We start from the raw sequence: 14,576 nt of genomic DNA, 5'->3' as shown, positions 1-14,576 counted from the left end.
GCTGGTGCTGGAGATCGACCACATCAACGGCGACCGCCCCGACAACCAGCAGGAGAATCTGCGTCACCTGCGCCCCAATTGCCATGCCCTGATCGCCACTTGGAGCAGAGGCGGCAGGGGCACACCCCTGCCGCCCGACTCCGCCGTACACTGACGGGACGGACTGCGCCAGGAAGGCGTGATGTCCGTTTTATCGCGGTCGTGATGGAATGGCAGACATGTCGGGTTTAGGTCCCGGTGGGAGAAATCCCGTGAGGGTTCGAATCCCTCCGACCGCACACACAAGGGCGCTCCCCAGCGGGGAGCGCCCTTCGTCGTACGCAGCGAGAGCTCAGCCCAACAACTCCCGCACCACCGGCACCAGCGCCCGAAATGCCTTCCCCCGGTGGGAGATCGCGTTCTTCTCGTCCGGGGTCAGCTCCGCGCACGTGCGCGTCTCCCCGTCCGGCTGGAGGATCGGGTCGTAGCCGAAGCCGTTCGAGCCCGCGGGGGCGTGGCGCAGGGTGCCCCTCAGTTGGCCCTCGACCACTCGTTCCGTGCCGTCCGGCAGGGCCAGCGCCGCTGCGCACGCGAAGTGGGCGGCGCGGTGGGTGTCTGCGTCGATGTCGCCGAGCTGGGCGAGGAGGAGGTCGAGGTTGGCCTTGTCGTCGCCGTGGTGGCCGGCCCAGCGGGCGGAGAAGATGCCGGGCGCTCCGCCGAGTACGTCGACGCACAGGCCCGAGTCGTCGGCGACGGCGGGCAGGCCGGTGGCCTGGGCGAGGGCGTGGGCCTTGAGGAGGGCGTTCTCGGCGAAGGTGACGCCGGTTTCCCTGACGTCGGGGATGTCGGGGTAGGCGTCCGCGCCGACGAGGTCGTGGGGCAGGCCTGCGTCGGCGAGGATCGCCCTGAGCTCGGTGATCTTGCCGGCGTTGCGGGTGGCGAGGATGAGGCGGGTCATGGGGACCAGTATCGCGCCCGTGTTCATGCCGGTGTTCATGCCGGTGTTACGGCGTGCAGACCTTGGTCAGTTCGCCGGCGGCGTCCGTGACGGGGCTGATGTCGGGGGTTTCGTCGCCGTTCTTGATGGCCGTGCGGACGTCGCCCACGGCGGTGTTGAGGTCGTCGACGGCCTGGGAGACGTCGGCGTTGTCGGTCTTGTCGCCGATCTTGTCGAGGTTCCTGTCGATGGAGTCGAGCGCCTTGTCGGCCTGCGCGGGGTCGTTCGTCGCGTTCTCGACGGCCTGCTGGAGGTCGCTGACGCTGTCGGCGATGGAGTCGGCGGTCTGGACGCAGTCGAGCGCCTTGTCGAGCGCGCCGCAGCCGGCGGCGGCCGGTACGGCGATGAGTGCCGCGGTGGCGGCTATGACGGCGATGCGGCGACGGTGGCGTGGGCGCGCGGCCATGGATCGGTCCTCCCCTTGTGTGCGGACGGGCGCACGGCGAGATGCCGTGCGCCCGTCCGTAGTGACGCGGTTGGCGTCTTTCGGGTTGCCACCCTACTTGGCGTTCTCTTTACCTTTCCAGGGTGGCCTCGAGTGCCGCGCGCTGGGCGGTGGCGAGGTCGGCGCAGCCGGAAACGGCGAGGTCGAGAAGGGAGTTGAGTTCGTCGCGGGCGAACGGCTCGGCCTCGGCGGTGCCTTGGACCTCGACGAAGCGGCCGTCGCCGGTGCAGACGACGTTCATGTCGGTGTCGGCGCGCACGTCTTCCTCGTAGCAGAGGTCGAGGAGGGGGATGCCGCCGACGATGCCGACGGAGACGGCGGAGACGGTGCCGGTGAGGGGCTGGCGGCCGGCCTTGATGAGCTTCTTGCCCTGGGCCCAGGTGATGGCGTCGGCGAGGGCGACGTAGGCGCCGGTGATGGCGGCGGTGCGGGTGCCGCCGTCGGCCTGGAGGACGTCGCAGTCGAGGACGATGGTGTTCTCGCCGAGGGCCTTGTAGTCGATGACGGCGCGCAGCGAGCGGCCGATGAGGCGGCTGATTTCGTGGGTGCGGCCGCCGATCTTGCCGCGGACGGATTCGCGGTCGCCGCGGGTGTTGGTGGCGCGGGGGAGCATCGAGTACTCGGCGGTGACCCAGCCTTCGCCGCTGCCCTTGCGCCAGCGGGGGACGCCTTCGGTGACGGAGGCGGTGCAGAAGACTTTGGTGTCGCCGAAGGAGACGAGGACGGAGCCTTCTGCGTGCTTGCTCCACCCGCGTTCGATGGTGATGGGGCGGAGCTGTTCGGGGGTGCGGCCGTCGATGCGAGACATGGGAGGGAGCCTAGCGAAAACGTCGAAGGCCCCGTTCCGGGTGTCGGGTGCGGGGCCCTCTTCGTGTGGTGCCTAGGCGGGTTGCCGGGGTCTCACATCATGTCTTCGATGTCGGCGGCGATGGGGTCGGCGTCGGTGCCGATGACGACCTGGATGGCGGTGCCCATCTTGACGACGCCGTGGGCGCCGGCGGCCTTCAGGGCGGCTTCGTCGACCTTGCTGGGGTCGATGACCTCGGTGCGCAGGCGGGTGATGCAGCCCTCGACCTCTTCGATGTTGTCGAGCCCGCCGAGCCCGGCGACGATCTTCTCAGCCTTGGTGGCCATGTGGTTCTCCCTGACTTCTCTCTCGGCCCGCCATGGGCCCGCTTTGTCACGGTAGCCCACGGTTGGCCCATCTTCACGAGCGGTCATGTAGCCCGTGACGAATGATGACGATCACGGAGTCATGCCCTCACAGGCTGGCGCCGGCCGACCCGTCCCGCAACTGGTCTACACCAGTTTCCCACGACCGCCAAACGTACCGCCACAGTGGCTTGTTCCGGGAGGACGCCTATGAGCGCCGACAGCGCGGCCGTCTATAAACCCAGTCCCTGGAACAACCTCTTCCAGGGACTGCAGAAGATGGGTCGCAGTCTCCAACTCCCCATCGCCGTACTGCCGGCGGCCGGCATCCTGAACCGGCTCGGGCAGCCGGACGTCTTCGGTGACCAGGGCCTGGGGTGGACCGATGTCTCCAAGGTGATGGTCGGCGCCGGTGGCGCCCTGCTCGACGGCGCGCTCGGTCTTCCGCTGCTGTTCTGCATCGGTGTGGCGATCGGCATGGCCAAGAAGGCGGACGGTTCGACGGCGCTCGCGGCGGTCGTCGGCTTCCTCGTCTACTACAACGTCCTGCGCCAGTTCCCCGAGGGCTGTCCGGCCGGTTCCCAGGCGGTCGCCACTGGGTGCCAGGTGACGGTGAACCACACGGTGGCGGCGTACACCTACCAGAACCCGGGTGTCTTCGGCGGCATCGTCATGGGTCTGCTCGCCTCCTTCTTCTGGCAGCGCTTCCACCGCACCAAGCTGGTCGACTGGCTCGGCTTCTTCAACGGCCGCCGTCTCGTCCCGATCATCATGGCCTTCGTCGCCATCGCCGTCGCCGCGATCTGTCTGTGGATCTGGCCGCCGATCGGTGACGCCCTGGAGAGTTTCAGCGACTGGCTCGTGGGTCTTGACTGGCTCGGCTCCGGCATCTTCGGCATCGCGAACCGCGCGTTGCTGGTGATCGGCCTGCACCAGTTCCTGAACGTGCCCATCTGGTTCCAGTTCGGCACCTACACGAAGCCGGACGGCACCGAGGTGCACGGTGACATCAACATGTTCCTGGCGGGCGACCCGAACGCGGGCCAGTTCACGTCGGGCTTCTTCCCGATCATGATGTTCGCGCTGCCGGCCGCGTGCCTGGCGATGACGCACTGCGCGCGCCCTGAGCGCCGCAAGGTGGTCGGCGGCCTGATGCTGTCGGTGGCCCTGACGTCGTTCGTCACCGGCATCACCGAGCCGATCGAGTACTCGTTCCTCTTCGTGGCGCCGGTGCTCTACGCGATCCACGCTGTCCTCACCGGCGTTTCGATGGCGGTGACGTGGGCGCTCGGTGTGCATGACGGCTTCAGTTTCTCGGCGGGGCTGATCGACTACGTCATCAACTGGAGTCTGGCGACGAAGCCTTGGCTGATCATCCCGATCGGGCTGGCCTTCGCGGCGGTCTACTACGTGATCTTCCGGTTCGCCATCACCAAGTTCGACCTGAAGACACCTGGCCGCGAGCCCGAGGACCAGGTCGAGGACGTCACGAAGGCCTGACCTCCCGCTTCCCCTCCACATCCCCAAAGCCCCCGGACCTCCTGGTCCGGGGGTTTTGTTCCGCGCCGTCGCATATGACCGAGCGCACAGGGATCCCGCGAAAGAGCAGGTTCCTTATACGACCTTCACCGTGCTACAACAGGTCTACACCACTGAGTGGTGTAGACCACGCGGCCGCAGGGCCGGGTTCCCGAGACGCCGCCGTCCTCACCTTGTCCCCCGGGCGGCGCCTTGCCTACTGGAGGAAGTTGTGACCACGGCCAGTGCCGCCCCCGCGGCCGCCAAGAAGAAGGGCGCGGGCGCGATGGCTGTCATGCAGCGCATCGGCCGCAGCCTCATGCTGCCGGTCGCGGTGCTGCCCGCCGCCGCGCTCCTGGTCCGGTTCGGGCAGCCCGACATGCTCGGCAAGGACTCGTTCCCCACCTTCATCACCAAGCTGGCGTCGTACATGTCGGCCGGCGGCGGCGCGCTGCTCGACAACATGCCGCTGCTGTTCTGCGTCGGCATCGCCATCGGCTTCGCCAAGAAGTCCGACGGCTCCACCGCGCTCGCGGCCGTCACCGGCTACCTCGTGTTCCAGAAGGTGCTCGCCACCTTCACGGACAGCAACCTGCCGAAGGTCGCCGCCGTCGTCGACGGCAAGATCGTCATGAACGAGGCGCCGGTCAACGCCGGTGTGCTCGGCGGTGTGGTCATGGGCGTCGTCGTGGCCCTGCTCTACCAGAAGTTCTACCGGACCAAGCTGCCCGACTGGGCGGGCTTCTTCGGCGGCCGCCGCCTCGTCCCGATCCTCTCCGCCTTCGCGGGCCTGGTCATCGGCATCGTGTTCGGTCTCATCTGGCCCGTGCTCGGCGCCGGTCTGCACAACTTCGGTGAGTGGCTGGTCGGCTCGGGCGCGGTCGGCGCCGGCATCTTCGGTGTCGCCAACCGCGCGCTGATCCCGATCGGCATGCACCACCTCCTCAACTCGTTCCCGTGGTTCCAGGCCGGTACGTACGAGGGCAAGAGCGGCGACATCGCGCGCTTCCTCCAGGGCGACCCGAGCGCCGGCCAGTTCATGACCGGCTTCTTCCCGATCATGATGTTCGCCCTCCCGGCGGCCTGCCTCGCGATCGTCCACTGCGCCCGCCCCGAGCGCCGCAAGGTCGTCGGCGGCATGATGTTCTCGCTCGCCGCCACCGCGTTCGTCACCGGTGTGACCGAGCCGATCGAGTTCACGTTCATGTTCATCGCCCCGGCCCTGTACGCGATCCACGCGGTGCTCACCGGTGTCTCGATGGCGCTGACCTGGGGGCTCGGCATGAAGGACGGCTTCGGCTTCTCCGCCGGCGCGGTCGACTACTTCCTCAACCTCGGCATCGCGACCAACCCGTTGGGTCTCGCGCTGGTCGGCCTCTGCTTCGCGGTGGTCTACTACGTGATCTTCCGGTTCGCGATCACCAAGTTCAACATTCCTACGCCGGGCCGTGAGTCCGACGAGGAACTGGCCGAGATCCTCAAGGCCGAGAGCAAGTAGGCCCCGGCCCCCCGCACCACGGCGAAGGCCCCCGGAACCGATTCGGTTCCGGGGGCCTTCGCCGTGCCGGGCTCAGATCTCGTACACCCGCCCGGGCGCGGCCAGTTCGGCCGGACCGTCGTACGCGGCGCGGGCGTCCGCGAGGTTGACCTGGGGGTCCGTCCACGGCGGGATGTGGGTCAGGACGAGGCGGCGGGCACCGGCCCGGGTCGCGGACTCGCCCGCCTCGCGGCCGTTGAGGTGGAGGTCGGGGATGTTCTCCTTGCCGTGCGTGAACGCCGCCTCGCACAGGAACAGGTCGCTGTCCGCGGCGAGTTCCTCGAGCGCGACGCACACGCCCGTGTCACCGGAGTACGTGAGCGACCTGCCGCCGTGCTCGACGCGGATGCCGTACGCCTCGACGGGGTGGCACACCTTCTCCGTGCGCACCGTGAACGGGCCGATGTCGTGCCAGCCCGGCTTCACGGTGTGGAAGTCGAAGACCTCGCTCATCGAGGAGGCGGAGGGCGTGTCCGCGTAGGCCGTGGTCAGGCGCTGTTCCGTGCCCTCGGGGCCGTAGACCGGTATCGGGGCGCAGCGGCCGCCGTCGTGGCGGTAGTAGCGCGCCACGAAGTAGCCGCACATGTCGATGCAGTGGTCGGCGTGCAGATGGCTGAGGAAGATCGCGTCGAGGTCGTAGAGACCGCAGTGGCGCTGCAGCTCGCCCAGGGCGCCGTTGCCCATGTCGAGTAGCAGCCGGAAGCCGTCGGCCTCGACGAGGTAGCTCGAGCAGGCCGAATCCGCGGACGGGAACGACCCCGAGCAGCCGACGACGGTGAGCTTCATAAGAGCTGGAACCTCCGCGCTGGCAGTCAGAGAGCGGGATGGGAGCAGGACGGGAACAGAAAGAAGAGGGGTCGAGCGGTCCGTCGAGCGTAAGGCGCAAAAGGGCCGGTCGCTCCTCCGTCGTGGGCCGTTGTGGGAGAACTCACCTGCGCTGTCACCGGTTCGGGGGGCGTGCGTCGGGTGCGGCGTCGCGCGGGTGCCACCGGTACCGTCGTCCGTATGGACACGTCATGGTGGCTCGCGCTCGCCGCGGTGCTGCTGCTCGCGCTCGTCGCGGCGCTCGTCGACGGGTGGGGGCGCGGGCACCGTCGTCGGCCCGGCGGCCGGACCCGCCCGCCGCGGGGACCGCGCGCTCGCGGCGAGCGGCCGCAGCCGGGCGAGATCTGGTGGGCTCAGGTGCCGTACGAGGACGGACCGGGCGGCAAGGACAGGCCGTGCCTCGTGCTGGCCGTGCACCGGCGGCGGGTACGCGTCGCGAAGATCACCAGCAAGTACCACGACGAGCGGGCCGGGGTGATCGCGCTGCCGCCCGGGTCGGTCGGGGACGCGCACGGCAGACCGAGCTTCCTGGAGACGGACGAGCTGCGTGAGGTTCCCGTGGGGGACTTCCGGCGCAGGGCCGGGGTGCTGGATCCGGTGGTGTGGGACCAGGTCCGGTATCTGGCGGGGTGACGGCGGCCGGCTTACGTGAGGAAGCGGGCTGACGCGAGAGCGGGGGCCGGGCCGCATTGCTGCCGGCCCGGCCCCCGCTCTCACGATGCGTGCTTACGCCCAGAGCTGACCGTGCAGCGTCTCGATCGCTTCTTCGGTCGTGGCCGCCGTGTAGACGCCGGTCGACAGGTACTTCCAGCCGCCGTCGGCCACCACGAAGACGATGTCGGCGGACTCTCCGGCCGCGACCGCCTTGCGGCCGACGCCGATCGCCGCGTGCAGGGCCGCTCCGGTGGAGACGCCCGCGAAGATGCCCTCCTGCTGGAGGAGTTCACGGGTGCGGGTCACCGCGTCCGCGGAGCCCACCGAGAAGCGGGTGGTCAGGACGGAGGCGTCGTACAACTCGGGTACGAACCCCTCGTCGAGGTTGCGCAGGCCGTAGACCAGGTCGTCGTAGCGCGGCTCCGCGGCGACGATCTTGACGTCCGGCTTGTGTTCGCGCAGGTAGCGGCCGACGCCCATGAGGGTCCCCGTCGTGCCGAGGCCCGCCACGAAGTGCGTGACGGACGGCAGGTCGGCGAGGATCTCGGGGCCGGTCGTCGCGTAGTGGGCGCCCGCGTTGTCCGGGTTGCCGTACTGATAGAGCATCACCCAGTCCGGGTGCTGCGCGCTCAGTTCCTTGGCGATGCGCACGGCCGTGTTGGAGCCGCCCGCCGCGGGCGACGGGATGATCTCGGCGCCCCACATGGCGAGCAGGTCCCTGCGCTCCTGCGAGGTGTTCTCCGGCATGACGCACACCATGCGGTAGCCCTTGAGGCGGGCCGCCATGGCCAGCGAGATGCCGGTGTTGCCCGAGGTCGGCTCCAGGATGGTGCAGCCGGGGGTGAGCCGGCCGTCCTTCTCGGCCTGCTCGATCATGTGGAGCGCGGGGCGGTCCTTGATGGAGCCGGTCGGGTTGCGGTCCTCCAGCTTCGCCCAGATCCGTACGTCCTCGGACGGCGAGAGCCGCGGCAGCCGCACCAGGGGCGTGTTGCCGACCGCGGCGAGCGGGGAGTCGTACCGCATCCCGATCAGGCCATGCCGCCGGCCACGGCCGGCAGGATCGTGACGTTGTCGCCGTCGGCGAGCTTGGTGGTGATGCCGTCCAGGAAGCGGACGTCCTCGTCGTTCAGGTAGACGTTCACGAAGCGGCGCAGCTGCTCGCCGTCCACGATGCGCGCCTGGATGCCCGTGTGGCGGGTCTCGAGGTCGGCGAAGAGCTCGGCGAGCGTGTCCCCGCTGCCCTCGACGGACTTCTGGCCGTCGGTGTAGGTGCGGAGGATGGTCGGGATGCGGACCTCGATGGCCATGGCTGAGGGCTCCTGTCGGGAGAATTCACGTGGTGTGGTCGCGCGGCGGCGCGGGGCAGTGCCTGGGTGTACGGGGTACGGGGTCGTACGCGGGTGCGGCGCCGCGGCTCACGGCCGTACGGCGAATCGGTTCAGCGCGGACAGATGGCGCTGGCGAGGCGGCACAGGTCGACGTGAAGGCGCGCCACGAGCAGCATGCCCGGCGTCTTGTCACTCACGTCGTGGAGAACCATGGGCTCATCGTATCGATTCCCGGCGGGGGTCCCCGAATGTGATCTCAGCATGCGGTCGATATCCGTCCGAATTCTGGGACAACAGAATGTATGGGGCCGGAGTCTACGGGGTGATCTCGACCTCTTCCTCGGTCACGACACCCTCGACGATCCGGAACGAGCGGAACTGGAAGGGTCCCGCGTCGTCGGTGTCCGCGGTGGAGACGAGGACGTAGTGGGCGCCCGGCTCGTTCGCGTACGTGATGTCGGTGCGGGAGGGGTGGGCCTCGGTCGCGGTGTGCGAGTGGTAGATGATCACGGGCTCCTCGTCCCGGTCGTCCATCTCGCGGTACAGCTTCAGCAGGTCGCCCGAGTCGAACTCGTAGAACGTGGGCGAGCGGGCGGCGTTGAGCATCGGGATGAAGCGCTCGGGCCGGCCGGTGCCCACCGGTCCCGCGACGACGCCGCACGCCTCGTCGGGGTGGTCGGCGCGCGCGTGGGCGACGATCTGGTCGTGGAGGGCCTGGGTCAGGGTCAGCATGGGGCTCAGGATAAGCAGACGGGCCCTGCCGTACCGGAGTGCGGTACGGCAGGGCCCGGATGCTGAGACGCGGGGGGTTGCCCCTCAATGCTGGACTGCTGGACTACTTGGACTGCTCGGACTTCTCCGGCTGCTTGCGCTTCGCGAACGCCGCGCTCTGCGGGTTGCGGCTGCGCAGGACGACGTAGGAGATGCCGAGGATGACGGCCCACAGCGGCGCGCAGTAGAGCGAGACGCGGGCGTCCTTGTCGATGCCCATCAGCACGATCACCATGCCGATGAAGGCGAGCGCCAGGATGCTGGGGATGATGCCGCCGGGAGCCTTGAAGGAGGACTGGGGCAGCTCGCCGCGGTCGGCCTTGATGCGGTAGCGGATCTGGCAGATCAGGATGACGATCCAGGCCCACATGCCGGAGATGGTGGCGAAGGAGACGACGTAGTTGAACGCCTCGCCGGGCCACTGGTAGTTGATCCAGACGCCGACCAGCATCATCGCGGCGGAGACCGTCGTGCCGATGAGGGGCGTGCCGGACTTGGTCAGCTTGGTGAAGAACTTCGGGCCCTGGCCGTTGAGCGCGAGGTCGCGCAGCATGCGGCCGGTGGAGTACATGCCGGAGTTGCAGGACGACAGGGCCGCGGTCAGGACGACGAAGTTGACGATGGCGGCGCCGACGCCGAGGCCCATCTTCTCGAAGGCGGCGACGAACGGGGAGACGCCCGGCTGGAAGTTCGTCCACGGCACGACCGAGAGGATCATGATCAGCGCGCCGACGTAGAAGACGGCGATGCGCCACGGCACGGTGTTGATGGCCTTGGGCAGGACGGTCTTCGGGTCCTTGGACTCGCCCGCGGTGACGCCGACGAGCTCGACGGCGAGGAAGGCGAACATGACCATCTGGAGGGTCATGAGGGTGGAGCCGATGCCGTTCGGGAAGAAGCCGCCGTCGGACCACAGGTGCGTGACGGAGGCGGTGTCGCCCGCGTCGGAGAAGCCGACCGTGAGGATGCCGGCGCAGATGAGGATCATGCCGACGATCGCGGTGACCTTCACCATCGAGAACCAGAACTCCAGCTCGCCGAAGAGCTTCACGGAGATCAGGTTCACGGCGTAGAGGATGAGGGTGAAGACGAGCGCGGTGAGCCATTGCGGGACGCCGTCGTGGGTCCAGTACTTCATGTACTGGGCGGCCGCGGTGACCTCGGTGATGCCGGTGACGACCCAGAAGAGCCAGTACGTCCAGCCGGTCACGAAGCCCGCGAAGGGGCCGATGAACTCACGCGCGTACTCCGAGAAGGAGCCCGAGACGGGGCGGTACATGAGGAGCTCGCCGAGCGCCCGCATGATGAAGAAGATGACGAGGCCCGCGATGGCGTACGCGAGGATCAGGCTGGGGCCCGCCTTCGAGATGCCCTTGCCCGCGCCGAGGAAGAGGCCGGTCCCGATGGCGCCGCCGATGGCGATCATCTGGATCTGCCGGGCACCGAGACCGCGCTGGTAGCCCTCGCCCTCACCGGACTCGCCGGGGGCCTGCACGGCCTCATTGCCGTCGTGTTGCTTTCCGACCTGCACTGAGGTCATGGTGTTGCGCCTTTCTCCATGCCGATCCGTGCCGCTGCGGCTCGGATCGACTGTGACGATCCTCGGGGTTCTGGCCCCCTGGATGGATGGAGCTGTGCCTACCGGCGGTCTGCCGGTCGGGGCGCACCCGACGGGACAGGGGTGGCGTCCGTCGGGCGGTCGTGAAGATTTATCACGGCGGCAACACTGATCGAGAAAGCCGCGTGTGGCACACACCACTGGAAAAACCGGACAAAAAGCCCCTCGTATGGCATACGCGACCGCTCAAGTGACAGGATCGTTATCCGGAATTGAGCAACCGCTGAGCGAACGCGCTTACATGCGGACTCTCAGCGTCCGGTCGATATGTCCCGACAGATCAGGGCATAAGGGTTTCGACCAGAGTCTCCTGGAGCCCACCCAGCCACAGATACGCCATCACCATCGGCTTGCGCGGGTCCTCGTCCGGGAGTCGGTAGAGGAGGTCCGTGTCCTCTTCGTCCGTGATGTCGAGGCGGGTGCCGATGGCGAGGCGCAGATCGTTGAGCGCGCGCATCCAGCGCACGGACTCCTCGGGCGAGAGCTTGAGGACCGCTCCCCCTTCGCCGGAGGACGTCAGCGCGTCGAGCGATCGGATCACGGCGAGCGCGTCCTCGCGCTTGCCGGCCCGCAGGTCGTTCTCGGTGAAGCGCCTGAACTCGGCGGCGTGCGCGCGCTGTTCGTCCGCCTTGTCCACCGTCGCCTCCTCGTCGCCCGGCCCGCCGTAGGCGTCGGGGAAGAGGCGCTGGAGGACCGGATCGGACGGCGGCTCGCTCGGGCCCTCCGCGAAGAGTTCGGCGAGCGGGTCGTCGGGCGCGTCCCCGCCGGGCCCGGGGCCGATCAGCTCCAGGAGCTGGACCGCCAGGGAGCGGATGATCGAGATCTCGACCTCGTCGAGCGCGACGGCAGCGCCGCCGCCGGGAATCGGTTCGAAGTGTCCTGGCATCAGGTGCGTCGCTACTCCGTCGCTGCTTGCGTGCGCTACTTGCGGTCCTGCTGAAGGGTGGCCCACAGACCGTAGCCGTGCATGGCCTGAACGTCGCGTTCCATCTCCTCGCGGGACCCGCTGGAGACGACCGCGCGACCCTTCTGGTGCACGTCGAGCATCAGTTTGGTCGCCTTGTCCTTCGAGTATCCGAAGTACGTCTGGAAGACATACGTCACGTAACTCATGAGGTTGACCGGGTCGTTGTGCACGAGCGTGATCCAGGGGACGTCCGGCTCGGGTACGGCGAAGGTCTCCTCCGCCGACTCGGTGCGTTCGATCTCTAGGGGTGCAGGAGCCGTCACACAGCCCATGCTGCCACTAGGGGGCGGCGACCGCACAAATGGGCCACGGAAATCGTCACACTGACGCTAATTGGGGGTAGCATCCCGGATATGAACACAGCGGACCTTGGCCTGCCGGTGGATGTTCCGTCGACAGCGCTCTTCACCGATCACTACGAGCTCACGATGCTCCAGGCCGCGCTCAAGGCGGGCACGGCCGACCGGCGCTCGGTCTTCGAGGTCTTCACGCGCAGGCTGCCCGAGGGCCGCCGCTACGGCGTCGTGGCGGGCACGGGCCGGGTGCTGGACGCCGTCGAGAACTTCCGGTTCAACGCCGGCGAACTGGGCTTTCTGCGCGAGCGCGGCATCATCGACGAGCCGACCCTCGAATGGCTGGCCGCCTACCGCTTCAGCGGCGACATCTGGGGCTACCCCGAGGGCGAGGTGTACTTCCCCGGCTCCCCCATCCTGCGGGTCGAGGGCTCCTTCGCGGAGTGCGTCCTCCTCGAGACGGTGATCCTCTCCATCCTCAACCACGACTCGGCGATCGCCGCCGCCGCCTCCCGCATGGCCTCCGCCGCGGGCGGCCGGCCGCTGATCGAGATGGGCGCGCGCCGCACGCACGAGCTGGCCGCCGTCGCCGCGTCCCGCGCCGCGTACGTGGGCGGCTTCGCCACCACGTCGGACCTCGCGGCCGGCTTCCGGTACGGGATCCCGACGGTCGGCACGTCCGCGCACGCCTTCACGCTGCTGCACGACACCGAGCGCGACGCGTTCCGCGCCCAGGTCGACTCCCTCGGCGAGGGCACGACCCTGCTCGTGGACACGTACGACGTCACGGAGGCCGTGCGCCTCGCCGTGGAGATCGCCGGGCCCGGGCTCGGCGCCGTGCGCATCGACTCCGGGGACCTGCTGCTCGTCGCGCACCGCGTCCGCGGGCAGCTCGACGAACTCGGCGCCACCGAGACGAAGATCGTCGTCACCTCGGACCTCGACGAGTACGCCATCGCCTCGCTCGCGGCCGCGCCCGTGGACGCGTACGGCGTGGGAACGCAGCTGGTCACCGGCTCGGGGCACCCGACGTGCTCCATGGTCTACAAGCTCGTCGCGCGCGCCGAGTCCACCGACCCGAAGGCGCCGCTGCTGCCCGTGGCGAAGAAGTCCATGGGCGCGAAGACGTCCGTGGGCGGGCGCAAGTGGGCCGCACGGCGGCGCGACGACCAGGGTGCCGCCGAGGCCGAGGTGATCGGCACGGGTCCCGTCCCGGCCGAGCTCGTCGACCGGCAGCTCCTGGCCGAGCTGGTCAAGGGCGGCACGGTCGTCGCGCGCGAGCCGCTGGACGCGGTACGCGCGCGGCACATCGAGGCGCTCGGCGGGCTGCCGCTCTCGGCGACGCAGCTCTCGCGCGGGGAAGCCGTGATCCCTACGGAGTATCTGGTGGACGCGCCCGCCTGACACTCAAACGCCCCCTCCCGCAACGCACTTCAAGTCTCTACGCTCGAAGTCTCCCAGCCGAAGGACACCCGCCATGCGCCGCGCCTTGATCGTCGTAGATGTGCAGAACGACTTCTGTGAGGGCGGCAGCCTCGCGGTGGCGGGCGGGGCCGATGTGGCCGCGGCCGTCACCGAGCTGATCGGGCAGGCGCCCGCGGGGTACCGGCACGTCGTGGCCACCCGCGATCACCACATCGCGCCCGGTGACCACTTCTCCGAGTCCCCGGACTACGTCCACTCCTGGCCCCCGCACTGCGTGGCGGGCACGGAGGGCATCGGGTTCCACCCGAACTTCGCGCCCGTCGTCGCGTCCGGTGCGATCGACGCGGTGTTCGACAAGGGGGCGTACGCGGCCGCGTACAGCGGGTTCGAGGGGATCGACGAGAACGGGGTGTCCTTGGCGGACTGGCTCCGGGCCCGGGGGATCACCGAGGTGGATGTGGTCGGGATCGCCACGGATCACTGCGTTCGCGCCACCGCGCTGGATGCGGTGCGGGAGGGGTTCCGGGTGCAGGTGTTGCTTGATCTGACGGCGGGGGTGGCCGCGGGGACCACTGCGGCCGCGCTGGACGAGATGCGGGGCGCCGGGGTCGAGCTCAGCGGCAAGCCTGTCGTCTGAGCTCTTCCTCCCCTCAAACGCCGGAGGGGCTGGTCGCCGGGGTGGAGGCCGAGCTGGAGTAGACGGCCCGGCCGGGCTGTCTCGGTCTCAGGAGCGCTCTGATCGGGTGCCAGAGTTCGCCCGCCGTGCAGTGGGGGGCGGCTCGCCACAGGAGGCCGTCAGGGTGGTGCAGTACCGCCGTGATCTCGTCCGGCGTGGGGGGCTCCGCGTTGCCCCGCAGGTAGATCGCCCGCAGGCCCAGGTTGCGCAGCCGGGTCAGGGCACGGGCGCGGTTCGCCGCGTGCACCAGGACCCGTACCGCGCCGTCGTCCGGCGACGGGCTTGGCACGGTCAGCGCCACCACCACGGTGCCGTTCGGCAGCTTGCAGAACCCTCCTGCGGACATGACTGTCACACCCCCGTGAGACGTAGTGTCAATAAGAAACCCACA

Annotated in this window: 18 protein-coding genes and 1 tRNA gene; 6 read left to right on the top strand and 13 right to left on the bottom strand. The window is 69.0% G+C overall.

The genetic code is table 11. The features are described 5' to 3' along the window. The first annotated feature begins 195 nt into the window (after window positions 1-195). A tRNA-Leu gene (locus tag ACWIGU_RS12065) sits at window positions 196-278 on the top strand. A 53-nt stretch (window positions 279-331) separates the two neighbouring features. On the opposite strand, the gene rdgB is transcribed toward ACWIGU_RS12065, so the two are convergent. The 4 genes from rdgB to ACWIGU_RS12045 all read right to left on the bottom strand — a co-directional run bounded on the left by rdgB (window position 332) and on the right by ACWIGU_RS12045 (window position 2,642). After that, a complete protein-coding gene (rdgB, locus tag ACWIGU_RS12060) occupies window positions 332-937 on the bottom strand; it encodes an RdgB/HAM1 family non-canonical purine NTP pyrophosphatase (RefSeq protein ID WP_454399907.1) in 606 nt (201 codons plus the stop codon). Window positions 938-983: 46 nt separating this feature from the next. Then, the gene (locus ACWIGU_RS12055) at window positions 984-1,382 is read right to left on the bottom strand and encodes a hypothetical protein (RefSeq protein ID WP_454399905.1); all 399 of its coding nucleotides are present in this window, start codon (window positions 1,380-1,382) and stop codon (window positions 984-986) included. A gap of 109 nt (window positions 1,383-1,491) precedes the next feature. Continuing rightward, window positions 1,492-2,229, bottom strand: a complete 738-nt coding sequence (rph, locus tag ACWIGU_RS12050; RefSeq protein ID WP_329573197.1) for a ribonuclease PH — start codon at window positions 2,227-2,229, stop codon at window positions 1,492-1,494. A gap of 92 nt (window positions 2,230-2,321) precedes the next feature. Continuing rightward, entirely contained in the window at window positions 2,322-2,642 is a 321-nt protein-coding gene (locus ACWIGU_RS12045) for a glucose PTS transporter subunit EIIB (protein ID WP_454399903.1), read from the bottom strand. Between the two features lie 141 nt (window positions 2,643-2,783). Between ACWIGU_RS12045 and ACWIGU_RS12040 the strand changes: the two genes are divergently transcribed. Further along, window positions 2,784-4,073 (top strand): PTS transporter subunit EIIC, encoded by a 1,290-nt coding sequence (locus ACWIGU_RS12040; protein ID WP_454399901.1) that lies wholly within the window; start codon window positions 2,784-2,786, stop codon window positions 4,071-4,073. 250 nt (window positions 4,074-4,323) lie between these two features. Further along, window positions 4,324-5,589 (top strand): PTS transporter subunit EIIC, encoded by a 1,266-nt coding sequence (locus ACWIGU_RS12035; RefSeq protein ID WP_454399899.1) that lies wholly within the window; start codon window positions 4,324-4,326, stop codon window positions 5,587-5,589. A 72-nt stretch (window positions 5,590-5,661) separates the two neighbouring features. Here the strand turns inward: ACWIGU_RS12035 and ACWIGU_RS12030 are convergent, their stop codons facing one another. Beyond that, the gene (locus tag ACWIGU_RS12030) at window positions 5,662-6,414 is read right to left on the bottom strand and encodes an MBL fold metallo-hydrolase (protein ID WP_454399897.1); all 753 of its coding nucleotides are present in this window, start codon (window positions 6,412-6,414) and stop codon (window positions 5,662-5,664) included. A 219-nt stretch (window positions 6,415-6,633) separates the two neighbouring features. Between ACWIGU_RS12030 and ACWIGU_RS12025 the strand changes: the two genes are divergently transcribed. Then, window positions 6,634-7,086, top strand: a complete 453-nt coding sequence (locus ACWIGU_RS12025) for a type II toxin-antitoxin system PemK/MazF family toxin (RefSeq protein ID WP_454399895.1) — start codon at window positions 6,634-6,636, stop codon at window positions 7,084-7,086. A gap of 93 nt (window positions 7,087-7,179) precedes the next feature. On the opposite strand, the gene ACWIGU_RS12020 is transcribed toward ACWIGU_RS12025, so the two are convergent. The 7 genes from ACWIGU_RS12020 to clpS all read right to left on the bottom strand — a co-directional run bounded on the left by ACWIGU_RS12020 (window position 7,180) and on the right by clpS (window position 12,063). Next, a complete protein-coding gene (locus tag ACWIGU_RS12020; protein WP_356289146.1) occupies window positions 7,180-8,130 on the bottom strand; it encodes a PLP-dependent cysteine synthase family protein in 951 nt (316 codons plus the stop codon). A 5-nt stretch (window positions 8,131-8,135) separates the two neighbouring features. Next, entirely contained in the window at window positions 8,136-8,414 is a 279-nt protein-coding gene (locus ACWIGU_RS12015) for a MoaD/ThiS family protein (protein WP_116512756.1), read from the bottom strand. 131 nt (window positions 8,415-8,545) lie between these two features. Beyond that, on the bottom strand, window positions 8,546-8,647 hold the full coding sequence (locus tag ACWIGU_RS12010) for a putative leader peptide (protein ID WP_362906215.1): 102 nt from the start codon (window positions 8,645-8,647) through the stop codon (window positions 8,546-8,548). Window positions 8,648-8,750: 103 nt separating this feature from the next. Next, complete coding sequence (locus tag ACWIGU_RS12005; RefSeq protein WP_356289143.1) at window positions 8,751-9,167, bottom strand: M67 family metallopeptidase; 417 nt, start codon at window positions 9,165-9,167, stop codon at window positions 8,751-8,753. Window positions 9,168-9,270: 103 nt separating this feature from the next. After that, a complete protein-coding gene (locus ACWIGU_RS12000) occupies window positions 9,271-10,746 on the bottom strand; it encodes an amino acid permease (protein WP_454399892.1) in 1,476 nt (491 codons plus the stop codon). Between the two features lie 358 nt (window positions 10,747-11,104). Then, window positions 11,105-11,710, bottom strand: a complete 606-nt coding sequence (locus tag ACWIGU_RS11995) for a DUF2017 domain-containing protein (protein WP_454399890.1) — start codon at window positions 11,708-11,710, stop codon at window positions 11,105-11,107. Window positions 11,711-11,745: 35 nt separating this feature from the next. Next, the gene (gene clpS / locus ACWIGU_RS11990) at window positions 11,746-12,063 is read right to left on the bottom strand and encodes an ATP-dependent Clp protease adapter ClpS (RefSeq protein WP_100593970.1); all 318 of its coding nucleotides are present in this window, start codon (window positions 12,061-12,063) and stop codon (window positions 11,746-11,748) included. A gap of 81 nt (window positions 12,064-12,144) precedes the next feature. Here clpS and ACWIGU_RS11985 point away from each other — a divergent pair, with 81 nt between their 5' ends. Both ACWIGU_RS11985 and ACWIGU_RS11980 read left to right on the top strand, forming a co-directional pair. After that, window positions 12,145-13,488: a nicotinate phosphoribosyltransferase gene (locus tag ACWIGU_RS11985; protein WP_454399888.1), complete on the top strand. Its 1,344-nt coding sequence runs from the start codon at window positions 12,145-12,147 to the stop codon at window positions 13,486-13,488. Between the two features lie 73 nt (window positions 13,489-13,561). Next, entirely contained in the window at window positions 13,562-14,146 is a 585-nt protein-coding gene (locus tag ACWIGU_RS11980) for an isochorismatase family protein (protein WP_454399886.1), read from the top strand. Between the two features lie 13 nt (window positions 14,147-14,159). Here the strand turns inward: ACWIGU_RS11980 and ACWIGU_RS11975 are convergent, their stop codons facing one another. Continuing rightward, on the bottom strand, window positions 14,160-14,531 hold the full coding sequence (locus ACWIGU_RS11975) for a hypothetical protein (protein ID WP_454399884.1): 372 nt from the start codon (window positions 14,529-14,531) through the stop codon (window positions 14,160-14,162). Window positions 14,532-14,576: the final 45 nt, after the last annotated feature.

It is taken from the genome of Streptomyces sp. NPDC055400 (assembly GCF_053644375.1).
Note: the sequence above shows the minus strand (reverse complement) of the source record. Positions and strands in the feature narration are given on the sequence as shown.

Excerpts from the sequence above, each read along its gene's own strand:
- ACWIGU_RS12005 (WP_356289143.1), bottom strand. The coding sequence starts at position 9,167 with ATGCTGACCCTGACCCAGGCCCTCCACGACCAGATCGTCGCCCACGCG.
- rdgB (WP_454399907.1), bottom strand. The coding sequence starts at position 937 with ATGACCCGCCTCATCCTCGCCACCCGCAACGCCGGCAAGATCACCGAG.
- clpS (WP_100593970.1), bottom strand. The coding sequence starts at position 12,063 with ATGGGCTGTGTGACGGCTCCTGCACCCCTAGAGATCGAACGCACCGAG.
- ACWIGU_RS11995 (WP_454399890.1), bottom strand. The coding sequence starts at position 11,710 with ATGCCAGGACACTTCGAACCGATTCCCGGCGGCGGCGCTGCCGTCGCG.
- ACWIGU_RS11980 (WP_454399886.1), top strand. The coding sequence starts at position 13,562 with ATGCGCCGCGCCTTGATCGTCGTAGATGTGCAGAACGACTTCTGTGAG.
- ACWIGU_RS12000 (WP_454399892.1), bottom strand. The coding sequence starts at position 10,746 with ATGACCTCAGTGCAGGTCGGAAAGCAACACGACGGCAATGAGGCCGTG.
- ACWIGU_RS12030 (WP_454399897.1), bottom strand. The coding sequence starts at position 6,414 with ATGAAGCTCACCGTCGTCGGCTGCTCGGGGTCGTTCCCGTCCGCGGAT.
- ACWIGU_RS12015 (WP_116512756.1), bottom strand. The coding sequence starts at position 8,414 with ATGGCCATCGAGGTCCGCATCCCGACCATCCTCCGCACCTACACCGAC.
- ACWIGU_RS12055 (WP_454399905.1), bottom strand. The coding sequence starts at position 1,382 with ATGGCCGCGCGCCCACGCCACCGTCGCCGCATCGCCGTCATAGCCGCC.
- ACWIGU_RS12040 (WP_454399901.1), top strand. The coding sequence starts at position 2,784 with ATGAGCGCCGACAGCGCGGCCGTCTATAAACCCAGTCCCTGGAACAAC.
- ACWIGU_RS12020 (WP_356289146.1), bottom strand. The coding sequence starts at position 8,130 with ATGCGGTACGACTCCCCGCTCGCCGCGGTCGGCAACACGCCCCTGGTG.
- ACWIGU_RS11975 (WP_454399884.1), bottom strand. The coding sequence starts at position 14,531 with ATGTCCGCAGGAGGGTTCTGCAAGCTGCCGAACGGCACCGTGGTGGTG.
- rph (WP_329573197.1), bottom strand. The coding sequence starts at position 2,229 with ATGTCTCGCATCGACGGCCGCACCCCCGAACAGCTCCGCCCCATCACC.
- ACWIGU_RS12010 (WP_362906215.1), bottom strand. The coding sequence starts at position 8,647 with ATGGTTCTCCACGACGTGAGTGACAAGACGCCGGGCATGCTGCTCGTG.
- ACWIGU_RS12025 (WP_454399895.1), top strand. The coding sequence starts at position 6,634 with ATGGACACGTCATGGTGGCTCGCGCTCGCCGCGGTGCTGCTGCTCGCG.
- ACWIGU_RS12045 (WP_454399903.1), bottom strand. The coding sequence starts at position 2,642 with ATGACCGCTCGTGAAGATGGGCCAACCGTGGGCTACCGTGACAAAGCG.
- ACWIGU_RS11985 (WP_454399888.1), top strand. The coding sequence starts at position 12,145 with ATGAACACAGCGGACCTTGGCCTGCCGGTGGATGTTCCGTCGACAGCG.